Source organism: Mycobacterium sp. ENV421 (assembly GCF_002887815.1).
Taxonomy (GTDB): Bacteria; Actinomycetota; Actinomycetes; order Mycobacteriales; family Mycobacteriaceae; genus Mycobacterium.
On the sequence record NZ_PDHO01000009.1, the window covers coordinates 120,098 to 134,401 of the forward strand.

The following is a 14,304-nucleotide window of genomic DNA, read 5'->3' on the forward strand; positions in this document are numbered from 1 at the left end:
GGTTCAGCCGTCGATCGAGTCGGCAAGGCGCTGCAGCAGTTCGGTGAGTGCCAGTTGCTCCTCGCCGGAGAGGATTCCGAACAGTTCCTCTGCCGCGGCGGTGTACGCGCCGGCCCAGGCTTGCGCCTGCTGGCTGCCGGTGGGTGTGGTCCTCAGCAGGGTCACCCGGCGATCGGAGTCGTCGGCGCAGCGTTGGATCAAGCCTTCCCGGACGAGCGCGTCGGTCAGGGTGGAGGCGGTGCCTTGGGTGATGCCGACGGTGCGCGCCAGGTCGGTGAGCCGGACCGGTCCGCAGCGATCCACCTCGAACAGGACCTTGGATCGGGGGGTGGAGACACCGTGGTCACCGAGCCGCTCGTCGAGGGCGCGGACCAGCGTCTTGCCGGCGCGGCCGAAGGCGTCGGCGAGGGCGGCGGCGCGCTGACGGGATTCGGCGTCGTGTGCTGAGTGTGGAATGTGGCTTCACCTCCCTGGGTTGACAGGAAGCGTAACGCGCCAGCAAGATAGTTTGAGATCAAACAATTTGATGTCAATCTATTCTCGGTGAGTGGAGGATTTCCCATGACACGTTTTGGGTTGGCCGGCTATCAGGTCCACCGCGTCGGATTCGGTGCGATGCAGCTGCCCGGTCCCGGCGTATTCGGGCCGCCCAAGGATCGCGAGCAGGCGCTGGCGGTGCTGCGCCGCGCCGTGGACGCCGGTGTCGATCACATCGACACCTCGCAGTTCTACGGGCCCGATGTGGCCAACGAGCTGATCCGCGAGGCGCTGCACCCGTATCCCGACAATCTCGCGCTGGTGAGCAAGGTGGGCGCACGGCGCGACGATCAGGGGGCGTGGCTTCCCGACGCCGAGCCGCACCGGTTGCGCGCCGCCATCGAGGAGAATCTGCGCACCCTCGGTGTCGAGCGGCTGGCCGCGGTCAACCTGCGGGTGATGGAGTCAGAACCCGATGCGCTGTTCACCGATCAGCTCGGTGCGATGATCACCGCCCGCGACGACGGGCTGATCGCCGGTGTCGGACTGAGCAACGTCACTCACGAGCAGCTGCTGCACGCGCTGGAACTCACCGATGTCGTGTGCGTCCAGAATCCGTTCAATCTGGTGGACCGGTCCTCGCAGCCCGTACTCGACGAATGCGTGGCCCGAGGCATCGCGTTCGTCCCGTTCTTTCCACTCGGCTCGGCGTTCCACGAGGTGAATCCGGTGCTGTCGCATCCCCTCGTCACCGGCGCGGCTGAACGGCTCGGTCGCACGCCCGCGCAGATCGCACTGGCGTGGACACTGGGCATCGCCGACAACGTGCTGCTCATTCCCGGCACGTCCTCGCTGGACCACCTGGAGGAGAACCTCGCCGTCGCCGGTATCGAACTCGACGAGCAGACCCAGCGAGAGCTGACCGCTGTCGCGTGACTACTTGAGTTCGGTCGAGGACAGTCCGAGCAGTCGGCGGGCGACCACCAGCTGTTGGATCTGCTGCGTGCCCTCGAAGATGTCCAGGATCTTCGAATCGCGAGCCCACTTCTCCAGCAGCGTCTGCTCGGAATAGCCTGCCGTCCCGGCTAATTCGACAGCTTTGAGAGTGATGTCGCTGGCGACGCGGGCGGCCTTGGCCTTGCCCATGGACGCTTCCTTGGAGTTCGGGATCGCATTGTCGGCTTGCCACGCCGAGCGCACGGTCAACAGGTAACCGGCCTCCCAGTCGGCTTCCATGCGAAGGAATTCCGCAGCGGCGGCACTCTGGGCGTGGGCGGGCTTGTCGTAGGAGATCTCCACACCGGCCTCGGTCAGGATCGTGCGCAGTTCCTCGAGGGCGGCGCGGGCCACCCCGACCGCCATCGCGGCCACGATCGGCCGGGTGTTGTCGAAGGTCTCCATGACCCCGGCAAATCCCTTCTCCACCTCGATCTCCGGGCTCCCCAGCAGGTTCTCCTTGGGGATGCGCGCGTTCTCGAACCGGATGGCCGCGGTGTCGGAGGCCTTGATGCCGAGCTTGTGCTCGAGACGCTCGACGGTGACCCCAGGGTGCTCGCGCGGCACGATGAACGACTTGATCGCCGCCCGGCCCTTGGACTTGTCCAGCGTCGCCCACACCACGATGTGGGTGGCGCGGGAGCCGGCAGTGACGTAGATCTTCTCGCCGTTGATCACGTATTCGTCGCCGTCGAGCACCGCCGTCGTCGATACCGCCGCCGAGTCTGAACCGAACGACGGCTCGGTGATCGCCATGGCGGCCCAGACGTTCTTGCCCAGCCGCTCCAACTGCTCGTCGGTGGCCACTCCGGAGATCGCGGCGTTGCCGAGGCCCTGGCGGGGCACCGACAAAAGCAGCGCGATGTCACCCCAGGAGATCTCGAGGGCATTGAGCAACGCGGACATGTTGCCGCCGTTGATGTTTCCCTTCGGGCCGTCGTCGCTGTCGCGGAATGCCTCCGTGCCCGCGAACGAGATCGTGTTGGCTTCGGAGATTCCCTCGAACAACGTCGCCAGGGTGTCCAATTCGACGGGGTAGGCGTGTTCGGCGACGTCGTACTTGCGTGAGATCGGCCGCAACATCTCCGCGGCGCCCTGGTGCGCCTTCTCGATCACGGCTTCCAGCTTGCGCGGCAGTTCGAGATTGATTGCCATGTCAGTCTTTTCCGTTCGTTGGCCGGTGGGCGGTTAGAGGACGACGACACCCTCGGCGACGCCGATGGCCCGCAGATCGCGGTACCAGCGCTCCACCGGGTGCTCCTTGGTGAAGCCGTGGCCACCGAGTAGCTGCACCCCGTCCAGGCCGATCTGCATGCCCTTATCGGTGCCCAGCTTCTTGGCCAGTGCGGCCTCGCGGATGAACGGCAGGCCACGCTCGGCCCGGGCGGCGCCGCGCCAGGTGATCAACCGCAGGCCATCGAGCTCGATGGCGATGTTGGCGCACATGAACGCGACGGCCTGGCGGCGGGCGATCGGCTCGCCGAATGCCTCGCGCTCTTTGACGTAGGGGATGACATAGTCGAGCACCGCGTGTGAGGTGCCGACCGCCAGCGCTGCCCAGCCCAAGCGGGACAACGCGATTGCTTCGGAATAGTCCGCGTCGGACGCCCCGTCCTCGCCGAGGCGGGCCGACAGAGGCACCGACACCTTGTCCAATGCCACCCGGCCCAACGCCGCGGCCCGGATCCCCATGCTGGGGTCGGCGGTGACGGTCAGGCCGGCAGCCGAGGCCTCGACGATGAACAACGCCGGCTTGCCGTCGAGTTGTGCTGCCACGATGAACAATTCGGCATCGGCGGCGGCGGGAACCAGCGATTTCACGCCGTCGAGGCGGTAGCCGCTCGGAGTCCGTACCGCGGTGGTCTTCAGCGCGGTCGGATCGAAGAGGGCGTGCGGTTCGGCGATCGCCACGCAGGCCTGCGGCACGTTCGCGCCGGCGAATTCGCGGAGGTACGTGGCCTGCTGGTCGGCGCTGCCCCAGTGGGTCAGTGCCGAGGCCACGCCACCGGGCGCCAGGATCGGCAGCGCAAGGCCCATGTCGCCGTAGGCGAGTGCCTCGGCCACCAACGCGTTGGTGACGGTGGTGCGCTGCTCGGCGATGCCGTCGAAGTCTTCGGGGATGTTGATGGCCGTGATGCCGAGCTCGGCGGCTTTGGCGATCAGATCGGCGGGATACGTCGCGGCGTCGTCGGCGTCGTGAGCGGCCGGACGCAGAATTTCCTCGGCGAACTCGTCGACCGTCGCGACGATCATCTTCTGGTCGTCGTCGGGGGTGAGGTCGAAATAGTCTGCGCCGCCGGGTCGCAGCCGGGCAGGCGCCTTACCGATGCTCTGGACCTTCTTGAACTGCCGGGTGGCCGCACCCGCGGTGGAGAACGCCTGCTTGACCCCGTATTTCAGGCCGCGGTTCAGCGGGTCGCGCAGGTGATAGCGGTCCAGGAAGTCCTGCCCCATCAGCGGGGTGACCAGCGCCAGGCCGATGTCGGTGAGGGAGCGCTTGTGTTTGTACTGCCCGATCGCGCTGTCGCGGGCGCGTGCGCTGGCGGATTTGGGGGGAAGGGTGTTGGTCATGGTGGCAGCCTCGTCGATGGTGGGCGTGCTGGTCTGATCTCGCTGGAGCCTATCTTACTCCAAAGTAAGGTAGATACCGGAGCCCCCGCGAGCCGCGGCTTGTGTTGGGTCGGTCACACCGGCTCGAGATCGGGTAGCGCTCTACTCGCATACCTGGTTCAGCGGCGTTCGAGACTGGCGTTCGAGAGTTTTCGAGCACGTCTGGGGGGCAGACATGACCATCACAGTGGACGCGCCGCGGATGCCGAGTGTGTTCGATGCCGGGTTGCCGTCGATCGACTACGACACCGAGACGGACCCCTACGAAGCGCTGGCGACGTTGCGGCGGGCACGCGAAAAGGCGCCGATCGCACTCGGCCCGCACGGCCCGGAATTCCTGGCCTACGACATCGTCCATGAAGCGCTGCGCGATCGGAGATTCGTTGTGCCACAAGGGATGTTCTTGGCGCCCCAAGGCATAACCTCCGGTCCGCTGTGGGACAGAATGATTGCCACCATCATCAACATGGACGGTGACGAACACCATCGGCTGCGGCGCCTGGTGTGCAAGGCATTCACGCCGCGGGCGACCGACAGGCTGCGCGCCACGGTCACCGAGGTCATCAACGGACTGATCGACAACTGCTCTGCCGAGGGTCGATGTGACGTCGTCGCCGACATCGCCCGGCACTACCCGATCCCGATCATCTGTGCCCTGCTCGGTGTTCCAGGTGGGGACTGGGAGCAGTTCGCGGCGTGGACCGACGAGTTCTTCAAGGCTTTCAGCTGGAACGTCGCCGAGAACGTGTCGTCGATCCTGGTCGCCTGGGAGGAACTGGACGACTACGTCGACGAGATGGTCGCCGAGCGGCGTCACAGGCTCGGCGATGACCTGGTGTCCGACCTAATCCGCGCCGAAGTCGAAGGTGACCGGCTCACCGGCGCCGAACTGCGCATGCTGGTGGCCGGGCTGTTGATGGCCGGGACCGACACCACCAGAAACCAGCTCGCAGCGTCGGTGTCGGTGTTGTGTGACCATCCCGAACAATGGGCCTTGCTGGCGCGGCAACCCGAGCTCGCCGCCCACGCGGTGGAGGAAACGATGCGCCACTCGCCGATCGTGTTCGGCACCTTGCGCACCGTGGTCGACGATGTCGAGGTAGCGGGATACGTCGTTCCGGCGGGCACCGTGGTCATTCTCAATTCCGCTGCCGCCAACCGGGATTCGAGTGTCTGCGAGGATCCGGATCGCCTGGACATCACCCGTGCCACGGTGCTGCCGATGCAGACCTTCGGCGGTGGTGTGCACTACTGCCTCGGGTCGAACCTGGCCCGCCTCGAGCTGACCGAGGCGCTGACCGTCATGTCCCGGCGCATGCCCAATATCCGGCGGACCGGGCCTGCCCCGTGGAAGCCGTTGGGTGGGCTCAGCGGACCCGCGACGCTGCCCGTCGAATTCAACGCCGGCTGCTAACGCCTGGCCAGACTCGCCAGGGTCGCGTCGTGCAGCAGGCCGTTGGTGGCCACGGCATGGCCGCCGTGCGGGCCGGGCTGTCCGTCGAGGTTGGTGAAGCGGCCGCCGGCCTCGCGGACCAGGATGTCCAGCGGCGCCAGGTCCCACAGCTTCACCTCGGGTTCGGCGGCGATATCGACGGCGCCCTCGGCGACCAGGCAGTAGGAGAAGAAGTCGCCGTAGCCGCGCACCCGCCATACGTCGTCGGTCAACCCGATGAACTGGTCCCGCAGCCCGATGTCGGCCCAACCGGACAGGCTGGAGAATGACAGGCTGGCCGATCCCAGTTCGGCAACCCCGGAAACCGACAACGGCCGGGCCGGCCCGTCCCCGGTGTGCGCGAAGGCGCCCAGTCCCCGACCGGCCCACCACCGCCGGTTCAGGGCTGGGGCGCTGACCACACCGACGACCGGCACGCCGTCGGAGAGAAGCGCGATCAGGGTCGCCCAGATCGGTACGCCGCGAACGAAGTTCTTGGTCCCGTCGATCGGGTCGATCACCCATTGCCTGCCCTGGAATTCGGCGGTGCCGCCGTATTCCTCGCCGAGCACGGCATCGTCCGGGCGCTCGCGGGACAGCGCCGCGCGCACATCGGCCTCAACCGCCTCGTCGGCGTCGGTGACGGGCGTGAGGTCCGGTTTGGTGTCGACGCGCAGATCCAGCGCCCCGAATCGGTCGAGGGTGATCACATCGGCACGCTCGGCCAGCTGCAACGCCACCGTCAGGTCTGCCTGTACATCCCGGCCGCTCATGCATGCAGTCCTACCATGGCCGCATGTGGGAATTTGCGGTGATATTGCTCATCGTCGGTGCGCTGGTCCTGGTTTTGGCTCCGCGCCTGATGCGCCGCGGCCCGCGCGGCGAGGTCTTACAGGGCACGCTGCTGGTGACCGGGGTCAGTCCGCGCCCCGACGCCACCGGCGACCAGTTCGTCACGATCAGCGGGGTGATCAACGGCCCCACGGTCAACGAGCACGTGGTGTACCAGCGGATGGCGGTCGACGTGAACAACTGGCCGACCATGGGCCAACTCATCCCCGTGGTGTACTCGCAGAAGAATCCGGACAACTGGTCCTTCGCACCGCCCGACCAGCCGCCGCCTCTGCAGCCCCCGAGTTAGGAATTCGATGTCCCAACCGCTTCCCGACGGGTTGCTCGCGCTGTTACAGCGCCCCAGTCCCTGCTTCGTGGCAACGCTGATGCCCGACGGCTCACCCCAGCTGACCGAGACGTGGGTGACCACCGACGGCGAGCACATCGTCATCAACATCGTCGATGGCATGCAGAAGGCGCGAAATCTGTCCCGCGACCCTCGCATCGCCGTCAACGTCGTCGACCCCGACAACGTCACTCGGTACTACGCAGTTCGAGGTCGCGTGTTGTCGACGACGACAGTGGGTGGTCGCGCAAGCATCGATGAGATTTCACAGAAGTACCTCGGCATCCCTTATCCGAACTTCTCCGGTAATCCCGACGAGACTCGCGTGATCGTCACCATCGCGGCCGAATCGATCACCCCACCGGCCCGCGACTGATTAGTTCTGCGCCGGCGCCCTGGTCTCCGGGACCGCGGCAACGTAGAGAACCAGCCCGGCGACCGCGATGGCGGATAGCGTGATGAACGTCGTGTGATAGCCGGCGGTGACGATCAACCCCCCGGCCAGTCCGGCGCTGATCGCGGCGCCCGCGCCCTGAACGGTGGCGAGAGCGCCCTGGGTCGCGTTGAAGTGACCCGTGCCCGCGGTCAGGTCGGCGATCACGACCGGGAACAAGGCCCCGAAAATGCCGGCGCCCACGCCGTCGAGGGTCTGCACCGCGACCAGCCACACCGGGTTGTCCGAGACGGTGTAGAGCACGCCGCGCACGGCCAGCACGGCGAAACCCGCGACGAAGATCGGCTTTCGGCCCCACGAGTCGGCGGTGCGCCCGACGACGAGCGCGACCGGAACCATGACGAGCTGCGCGGCGAGGACGCACAGCGCGGTCAGCGACGTCGCGCTGTTCTTCCCCGCGACCCGAACGAGGAGCTGGCTGACCGAGGTCAGCATCGCCGCGTTCGACAGGTGGAACACGAACACGACGGCGGCGAAGGCCACCAGGCTTCGGCTCTTGAACAACACCGACCAGCTGCTGGCGTGGCTGTCGACCGTGTGGTCGGCGGACAGGCCTCGCGCCAGGCTTTCGTCGATCTCCGAATCCTTGATGCGTGCGGCCGAGGCCACGCTGAGCAGAGCGAGCACCGCCATCAGCCAGAACACCACGACCGGACCGAACTGGATGGCCAGCAGGGCGGCGACGCCCGCGGACGCGGCGTTGCCCGCATGGTTGAACGCCTCGTTGCGCGCGATCCTCGGTGTCAGCAGCTTGGCGCCGACGAGTCCGAGGCTGATGGCCGCGATGCCGGGGCCGAAGACGGTCGCGGCGGCGGCCGCGGCTGATTGGGTCGCTGTCACCGCAACGTAGCCGTGCACCGCCGGCAGGCACAGGCAACTGGCCGTCACCACGACGGCCGCGACGATGAGAATTATTCGGCGGTGCGGGATTCGGTCGATCAGCGCGCCCGCGGGCGTCTGGACGACGAGGCCGACCAGACCGGCGATGGTGATCACGCTGCCGACCGTGGCCTCGTCCCAGCCGTGTGCGGGACCGCGGGTGGCGAGCAGGTAGATGGCCAGATACGGGCCGAGGCCGTCGCGCACATCGGCGAGAAAGAAGTTCAGCCCATCGAGCGCGCGCAGCGATCGTGTCGATGGTCGCCGATCGTTGCTCGCCATTGAGTCACATTCTGCCGACCGTGCCTGTCTGGCTCCCGGTACTCAGGCTCGCGGCGCGTTCGAACTCTGGTCGATGAGCCGATCGATGACCGCCAGCAGTCCCTCGTCGAGTTCCGTGCGCGGTGGTCCGCCGAGCACGCTGAACAGCGCGTGGTGGTACAGGCCGTCGCCGATGAGCTTGACGGTGCGCGCGACGTCACGGTCGCCGAGCGCCTCGGTCAGCACGCTCAGCCACTGATCGGAGATCATCTCGATGGCCGCCCGCGCGCGCGGGTCACCGGCTTGCTGGAGCCGGGCCACCGCGACCAGGGTGCGGTCCAGCGGGGTGTTGGCGTAATGCGACGTGCGGATGTAGTGGCGAGCCGGCCCGTCCGCGGCGTTGCGCATCTTCTCGACGTCGTCGGCGGCCAGCGCGATCAGCCGCTCACACAGTGCTTCGGCGAGTTGGTCCTTGGACGGGAAGTGATACAGCAGTCCGCCCTTGGAGACTCCGGCCTTGGCGGCCACCGCGTCGAGCGTGGCGAGACGCTCGCCGTCGACGGCCAGCGCGTCGGCGTAGGCATCGAGGATGCGCTCGCGCGAGGTCGTCATCGGCCGAGTTTATCGACTTTCGGACTGTACCGTCCGGACGGTACAGTTGAGGAGCTCAAACCAGTAGACCTCATTCGATGGAGAGATAACCGTGCGCGCCTACGTAGAGCTCATTCGAGTTCCAGGCGTCGTCAATGTGACCGCCTCACAGCTTTTCGCGCGGCTGCCGCTGGGCATGCTGTCGCTGGCGATCCTGCTGCACGTACAGGCCCGGACCGGGTCGTACGCGGTGGCCGGCGCCGTCGTGGCGTGCACGAGCATCGGTGAAGCGGTGGCCATGCCCATGACGGCGCGCCTCCTCGGCCGGATCGGAATGATGCCGACGCTGGTGTCGGCTGCCCTGATCAACGGCGTCAGCATGTTGGCGCTGGCCTTCGTCCACGTCCCCGCGACCTTCCTCATGGTGCTGGGGTTCCTCATCGGCGCCTCGGTACCGCCGCTGCTGCCTGCGGTGCGTGCGCTGTACCCGCAGATGGTCCCCGGCCAAGGCCTGCGGGCGCTGTTCGCGCTCGACACCACCGCCCAGGAGCTCATCTGGGTGATCGGTCCGGTCGCTGCGACGTTCCTGGCTTCCGCGATCTCGACGGCGATTCCGCTGTTGTTCTCCGCCGCGGTCACGATCGTCGGGACCGTGTGGTTCCTGCTCAGCGCCCGCCAGTTCCGGCCGACGATCGTCAGCAGCACGGTCGCGTTCGGCAAGGTACTGGCCAACCATGCGGTCATCCTGGCCATGGTCGCCAGCCTCGCGCTGGTCGCGTCGTTCACGGCACTGGAAGTGGGCGTCCTCGCCCTGTACGGCAACCAGAACCTGTCGGCTGGCATCGCGCTCGCGGCAACCGGCGTCGGGTCACTGCTCGGCGGCGTGCTGTTCGGCCACCGCCATCTCGGTGTCCGCGGCCTGTCCCTGTCGATGGCGACTGTCGCCGCCGGCACCGTGCTGTTCGGTCTGGCCGACGGCTACGGCCTGCAGCTCGCCGCGTTGTTCGCCTCGGGGCTCGGCTTCGCGCCTGCGCTGGCGGCGCTCTACGTCATGGTCTCCAACCAGATCGCCGCGCATTCGACCGCCGAAGCATTCGGCTGGCTCAACAGCGGTGCCCTCGTCGGCGGAGCCATCGGCACCGCGATCGGCGGCGTCGTGGTGGACCGCTACAGCCCCTTCGCGGTGATCATGGTGTCGGCCGCGCTGGCGATGTCCGCCGCCATCACACCGCTGATCGCACGCACCGCAGGCCCGGTCGGCGGGCTGTCCCGGGAGCGTGAGCCGGAGACCTGCGCCCTCTAGCCGTGCCCGATGCGCAGCAGTTCGGCAACACTGGTGAGCTTCACGCGCGGCCGGCCGTGCGGTTCGCCCGCGCCGCGCTCGTGCGCGTCGATCAGCTTCCAGTGGTCGTCGGTGACCAATATCGGCTGACGCGACAGCAGCCACTCGACGAGCGTCTCGCCGTGGTCGTCGGCGAACGCGCCGAGCTCGCGGCCGTCGAGGTCGGCCACCAACGTCGCAACCGTGTCCGCCGAGTCTTTCTTGTTGCTCCCGATGACGCCCGACGGGCCACGCTTGATCCAGCCGACGACGTACTCGTTGTCGCTGCCTTCGACACGGCCGTCGGAGTGCGGGATGGTGCCTGAGCGCTCGTCAAACGGCAGGCCCGGAGTCGGGATGCCGCGATAGCCGACAGCGCGGACCACCAGCTGGGCGGGCAGCTCCTCGCGCACGCCGGTGTCCTTGGCGACGATGCGGCCGCCCTCGTCGACGAGCTCGTTGCGGCCCAGCACCACCGACTCGACACGGCCGTCACCCTTGATCTCGATCGGCGAGGTGCGGAACCGGAACACGATGCGCCGCTTGGCTCCTCGCGGTTCGGTCTCCGCGTAGCCGCGCAGCACCTTGACGTTCAGCTTCACGGTCTTTCCCGCCGCCTCGAGCTGTTCGTCGGTGATGGAGTCGAAGTCCGCGGGGTCGACGATGACGTCTACGTCGGCCATGGCTTCCAGATCGCCCAGCTCGCGCAGCTCCATCGTCGTGAAGGTGGCCTGCAGGGGGCCGCGGCGGCCGATGACCACGACCTCGTCGACACCCCGTGCGTGTAGCAGTTCCAGCGCGTGGTCGGCGATGTCGGACTTGGCGAGCTCGCCGGGATCGCTGACGAGGATCCGCGCGACGTCGAGGGCCACATTGCCGTTGCCGACCACGATGGCGCGCCCGGTCGAAAGGTCCGGCGTCATCTCCTCGAAGTGCGGGTGCGCGTTGTACCAACCGACGAAGTCGACGGCGGCGACGCTGCCCTCGAGTTCCTCGCCGGGAATCCCGAGCGGACGGTCCGACTGCGCGCCGGTGGCGTAGACGACGGCGTCGTAGCGCTGCTTGAGCTCCTCGGCTTGTACGTGCTGACCGACTCGGATGTTGCCGAAGAAACGGAACCGCTCGTCGAGCGAAGTCTTCTCGAACTGGGCGCTTATGGTCTTGATCTTCGGATGATCGGGTGCCACCCCGGAGCGCACCAAACCCCAGGGAGTGGGCAACATTTCGAGCATGTCGACGTGGACATCCGGACCGCCGGCGGCGACGGAACTGTCGGCGAACTTCAGCAGCGACGCCGCCGCGAAGTATCCGGAGGGGCCTGCACCAACGATCGCGACATAGTAAGGACGCATCCTCGCGCTTTCTGTCCGGACCCGGCTGCGCGCAAGGGGCTGTCGCGTCGCAGTCGAGCAGCGTCGCTCTGGGCTGTGCGACGCCACATCCTGGTTACGAAAGTGATGTTAGACGCGCAACGGCGGGGCAGCCCCAGAAGTCTCAGGAGTCGCCGTGGATCACAACGTGTCGCGACGCCGGTACCCTGAGGACCCGTGGACCTCGATCGTCAGTCAGATATCGCCGCACTCGACACCACCCTCACCACGGTGGAGCGAGTGCTCGACGTCGACGGTCTGCGCGCCAAGATCGAGAAACTCGAACACGAAGCCGCCGACCCGAATCTGTGGAACGACCAGAGCCACGCCCAGCGCGTCACCAGCGAGCTGTCCCACGCCCAGGGCGAGCTGCGCCGCGTCGAAGGCTTGCGCAGCCGTCTCGAGGATCTGCCGGTGCTCTACGAGCTCGCCGCCGAAGAAGGTGGCGAGGACGAGGTGGCCGAAGCCGACGCCGAACTGAAGGCGCTGCAAGCCGAAGTCGAACAGCTTGAGGTCCGGACCCTGCTGTCCGGCGAGTACGACGAACGCGAGGCGCTGGTGACCATCCGGTCCGGCGCCGGCGGTGTGGATGCCGCCGACTGGGCCGAGATGCTGATGCGGATGTACATCCGCTGGGCCGAACAGCACGACTACGGCGTCGAGGTCTTCGACACCTCCTACGCCGAAGAAGCCGGCATCAAGAGCGCGACCTTCGCGGTGCACGCCCCCTACGCCTACGGCACCCTCTCGGTGGAGCAGGGCACCCACCGGCTGGTGCGGATCAGCCCGTTCGACAACCAGAACCGGCGCCAGACGTCGTTCGCCGACGTCGAGGTACTCCCCGTCGTGGAAACCACCGACCACATCGACATCCCCGAGCAGGACGTGCGCGTCGACGTCTACCGCTCCAGCGGGCCCGGCGGTCAGTCGGTCAACACCACCGACTCGGCGGTCCGGCTGACCCACATCCCGACCGGCATCGTCGTCACCTGTCAGAACGAGAAGTCGCAGCTGCAGAACAAGGTGTCCGCGATGCGCGTGCTGCAGGCCAAGCTCATGGAGCGCAAACGCCAGGAAGAACGCGCCGAGATGGACGCCCTCAAGGGCGACGGCGGTAGTTCCTGGGGCAACCAGATGCGCTCGTACGTTCTGCACCCCTACCAAATGGTCAAGGATCTGCGCACCGAGTACGAGGTCGGCAATCCCGCGGCGGTACTGGATGGGGACATCGACGGATTCCTGGAAGCGGGGATCCGGTGGCGCAACCGGCGAGATGACGACGACTAACACCTACCTGGCACTGGGCGTGGCCGAGCACTGGAGCAGCTTCTGGCACGGCCAGTACGGCGTGTGGATTGTGACCAGAGGCGTCCGCATCGCGCTGCTGCTGATCGGCGGGCTGTTGGCCGCACGTTTCATCAACTGGCTCGCTCGCCGGATCACCCGGCGCATCGACGCCCAATACCAGCAGACCGACCAGATCGTCCGCACCGAGAGCGCCAAGCATCAGCAGGCCGTGGCCTCGGTGGTGTCCTGGGTATCGATCGCTCTGCTGTTCGTGATGGTCGTCGTCGAGATCGGTGACGTCTTGTCGATACCGGTCAGCTCGCTGGCCGCCCCGGCCGCGGTGCTGGGCGCGGCCTTGGGCTTCGGTGCGCAGAACCTGGTCAAGGACATGCTGGCCGGCTTCTTCATCATCACCGAGCGCCAGTACGGCTTCGGTGACCTGGTGCAGCTGAGTATGGTCGGCGCCCCGAAAGACTCGCTCGGCACCGTGGAGGAGGTCACCCTGCGGGTGACCAAGCTCCGAACGCCGGAAGGCGAGATGTACACCGTGCCCAACGGGAACATCGTCAGATCCCTCAACCTGTCGAAGGACTGGGCGCGAGCGGTCGTCGATGTCCCGGTGCCCACCTCCGCTGACCTCAACCGCGTCAACGACGTGCTGCACACCGTGTGCAACGACGCGATGCTCGACGAGGATCTGCGAAAGCTGCTGCTGGACAAGCCGGCCCTGATGGGCGTCGAGAGCCTCGAGGTCGACTCGGTCAATCTGCGGATGGTGGCCCGAACCCTGCCCGGCAAACAGTTCGACGTCGGCCGCCGACTGCGGGTCATGGTGATCGCCGCGCTAGCTCAGGCGGGTATCACCACCCCGGCGGAGAGAACCCCGACACTGGGCGCGATGACTCCGTCGGGCACCAGCGACGATGTAGCGCGCAGTCAGGACAAAGCGCAGTGACGAATCAATCGAGCAAGTCCAAGCGTGACGACCGCGGCTGGCCGAAATATCTTCCGGGCGGGCGCCTTCGCACGTCCACCGCGGTGCTGCTGGTGGCATTCATCGCGCTGTTCTGGGTGTATCAGAACTTCCAGCCACCGGCCCAGCCGCCGGTTCCCGCGAACCAGGTGGTGCCGCCGGGCTACGTGCCCGACCCGTCGTACACCTGGGTCCCGCGCACCGATGTACGGCGCACCACAACGACGACACCGCCGACCACCACGACCACCACCACGACCGAGACCACGTCGCCGACGGAAACCACGACGCCGACGGAGACGACGAGCCTGACCAGCCCGACGACGTCGACCACCCCGCCTGGCCCGCTGCCGTTCCAGATCCCCGGGCTGCCCACTCCGACCCCGTCACCTGCCCCGGTTCCCACGCCGGCACCGGGTCAGGGGCCGATGGTCACACCCGCGGCTCCGACGCAGTAACCGGGTCCCGCCCGC

The 14,304-nt window shown here is 67.2% G+C and carries 15 protein-coding genes; 8 read left to right on the top strand and 7 right to left on the bottom strand.

Translation table 11 applies throughout. From position 1 onward, the window contains the following. Positions 1–3: 3 nt before the first annotated feature. Entirely contained in the window at positions 4–375 is a 372-nt protein-coding gene (locus CRM90_RS13720) for a MarR family winged helix-turn-helix transcriptional regulator (protein WP_286145633.1), read from the bottom strand. Between the two features lie 186 nt (positions 376–561). Here CRM90_RS13720 and CRM90_RS13725 point away from each other — a divergent pair, with 186 nt between their 5' ends. Further along, on the top strand, positions 562–1,413 hold the full coding sequence (locus tag CRM90_RS13725) for an oxidoreductase (protein ID WP_102807495.1): 852 nt from the start codon (positions 562–564) through the stop codon (positions 1,411–1,413). Here the strand turns inward: CRM90_RS13725 and CRM90_RS13730 are convergent, their stop codons facing one another. Further along, positions 1,414–2,628 (bottom strand): acyl-CoA dehydrogenase family protein, encoded by a 1,215-nt coding sequence (locus CRM90_RS13730; protein WP_102807496.1) that lies wholly within the window; start codon positions 2,626–2,628, stop codon positions 1,414–1,416. 33 nt (positions 2,629–2,661) lie between these two features. Beyond that, positions 2,662–4,044, bottom strand: coding sequence for an acyl-CoA dehydrogenase family protein (locus CRM90_RS13735; RefSeq protein WP_102807497.1), 1,383 nt, complete (start codon positions 4,042–4,044; stop codon positions 2,662–2,664). Between the two features lie 214 nt (positions 4,045–4,258). Here CRM90_RS13735 and CRM90_RS13740 point away from each other — a divergent pair, with 214 nt between their 5' ends. Beyond that, positions 4,259–5,497, top strand: coding sequence for a cytochrome P450 (locus tag CRM90_RS13740; protein ID WP_102807498.1), 1,239 nt, complete (start codon positions 4,259–4,261; stop codon positions 5,495–5,497). On the opposite strand, the gene hisN is transcribed toward CRM90_RS13740, so the two are convergent. Then, positions 5,494–6,288 (bottom strand): histidinol-phosphatase, encoded by a 795-nt coding sequence (gene hisN, locus CRM90_RS13745; protein WP_102807499.1) that lies wholly within the window; start codon positions 6,286–6,288, stop codon positions 5,494–5,496. The two genes, CRM90_RS13740 and hisN, sit on opposite strands and share 4 nt — an antisense overlap. Before the next feature lie 23 nt (positions 6,289–6,311). Between hisN and CRM90_RS13750 the strand changes: the two genes are divergently transcribed. Both CRM90_RS13750 and CRM90_RS13755 read left to right on the top strand, forming a co-directional pair. Next, positions 6,312–6,656 carry a hypothetical protein gene (locus CRM90_RS13750; protein ID WP_102807582.1) on the top strand — a complete coding sequence of 115 codons (345 nt, stop codon included), beginning with the start codon at positions 6,312–6,314 and terminating at the stop codon, positions 6,654–6,656. 7 nt (positions 6,657–6,663) lie between these two features. Next, on the top strand, positions 6,664–7,071 hold the full coding sequence (locus tag CRM90_RS13755) for a PPOX class F420-dependent oxidoreductase (protein WP_036339837.1): 408 nt from the start codon (positions 6,664–6,666) through the stop codon (positions 7,069–7,071). Here CRM90_RS13755 and CRM90_RS13760 read toward each other — a convergent pair whose 3' ends face one another. Then, the gene (locus tag CRM90_RS13760; protein WP_102807500.1) at positions 7,072–8,310 is read right to left on the bottom strand and encodes an MFS transporter; all 1,239 of its coding nucleotides are present in this window, start codon (positions 8,308–8,310) and stop codon (positions 7,072–7,074) included. A 42-nt stretch (positions 8,311–8,352) separates the two neighbouring features. Continuing rightward, positions 8,353–8,901, bottom strand: a complete 549-nt coding sequence (locus CRM90_RS13765; protein WP_102807501.1) for a TetR/AcrR family transcriptional regulator — start codon at positions 8,899–8,901, stop codon at positions 8,353–8,355. A 91-nt stretch (positions 8,902–8,992) separates the two neighbouring features. Here CRM90_RS13765 and CRM90_RS13770 point away from each other — a divergent pair, with 91 nt between their 5' ends. Then, positions 8,993–10,183: an MFS transporter gene (locus CRM90_RS13770; protein WP_102807502.1), complete on the top strand. Its 1,191-nt coding sequence runs from the start codon at positions 8,993–8,995 to the stop codon at positions 10,181–10,183. Here the strand turns inward: CRM90_RS13770 and CRM90_RS13775 are convergent. Then, entirely contained in the window at positions 10,180–11,553 is a 1,374-nt protein-coding gene (locus CRM90_RS13775) for an FAD-dependent oxidoreductase (RefSeq protein ID WP_102807503.1), read from the bottom strand. The two genes, CRM90_RS13770 and CRM90_RS13775, sit on opposite strands and share 4 nt — an antisense overlap. A gap of 195 nt (positions 11,554–11,748) precedes the next feature. Between CRM90_RS13775 and prfB the strand changes: the two genes are divergently transcribed. The 3 genes from prfB to CRM90_RS13790 are packed head-to-tail and all read left to right on the top strand — an operon-like array spanning position 11,749 to position 14,289. Continuing rightward, the gene (prfB, locus tag CRM90_RS13780; RefSeq protein WP_102807504.1) at positions 11,749–12,858 is read left to right on the top strand and encodes a peptide chain release factor 2; all 1,110 of its coding nucleotides are present in this window, start codon (positions 11,749–11,751) and stop codon (positions 12,856–12,858) included. Beyond that, positions 12,845–13,813 (top strand): mechanosensitive ion channel family protein, encoded by a 969-nt coding sequence (locus CRM90_RS13785; RefSeq protein WP_102807505.1) that lies wholly within the window; start codon positions 12,845–12,847, stop codon positions 13,811–13,813. The genes prfB and CRM90_RS13785 overlap by 14 nt, the downstream gene beginning before the upstream one ends. Further along, entirely contained in the window at positions 13,810–14,289 is a 480-nt protein-coding gene (locus CRM90_RS13790) for an Rv3103c family proline-rich protein (protein WP_102807506.1), read from the top strand. Before CRM90_RS13785 ends, CRM90_RS13790 begins: the two co-directional genes overlap by 4 nt. Positions 14,290–14,304 lie beyond the last annotated feature (15 nt).

What these genes read in the sequence shown, in the direction of transcription:
- CRM90_RS13755 (WP_036339837.1), top strand. Translation starts at nt 6,664, where the DNA reads ATGTCCCAACCGCTTCCCGACGGGTTGCTCGCGCTGTTACAGCGCCCC.
- hisN (WP_102807499.1), bottom strand. Translation starts at nt 6,288, where the DNA reads ATGAGCGGCCGGGATGTACAGGCAGACCTGACGGTGGCGTTGCAGCTG.
- CRM90_RS13775 (WP_102807503.1), bottom strand. Translation starts at nt 11,553, where the DNA reads ATGCGTCCTTACTATGTCGCGATCGTTGGTGCAGGCCCCTCCGGATAC.
- CRM90_RS13765 (WP_102807501.1), bottom strand. Translation starts at nt 8,901, where the DNA reads ATGACGACCTCGCGCGAGCGCATCCTCGATGCCTACGCCGACGCGCTG.
- CRM90_RS13785 (WP_102807505.1), top strand. Translation starts at nt 12,845, where the DNA reads ATGACGACGACTAACACCTACCTGGCACTGGGCGTGGCCGAGCACTGG.
- CRM90_RS13725 (WP_102807495.1), top strand. Translation starts at nt 562, where the DNA reads ATGACACGTTTTGGGTTGGCCGGCTATCAGGTCCACCGCGTCGGATTC.
- CRM90_RS13740 (WP_102807498.1), top strand. Translation starts at nt 4,259, where the DNA reads ATGACCATCACAGTGGACGCGCCGCGGATGCCGAGTGTGTTCGATGCC.
- CRM90_RS13750 (WP_102807582.1), top strand. Translation starts at nt 6,312, where the DNA reads ATGTGGGAATTTGCGGTGATATTGCTCATCGTCGGTGCGCTGGTCCTG.
- CRM90_RS13730 (WP_102807496.1), bottom strand. Translation starts at nt 2,628, where the DNA reads ATGGCAATCAATCTCGAACTGCCGCGCAAGCTGGAAGCCGTGATCGAG.
- CRM90_RS13760 (WP_102807500.1), bottom strand. Translation starts at nt 8,310, where the DNA reads ATGGCGAGCAACGATCGGCGACCATCGACACGATCGCTGCGCGCGCTC.
- CRM90_RS13735 (WP_102807497.1), bottom strand. Translation starts at nt 4,044, where the DNA reads ATGACCAACACCCTTCCCCCCAAATCCGCCAGCGCACGCGCCCGCGAC.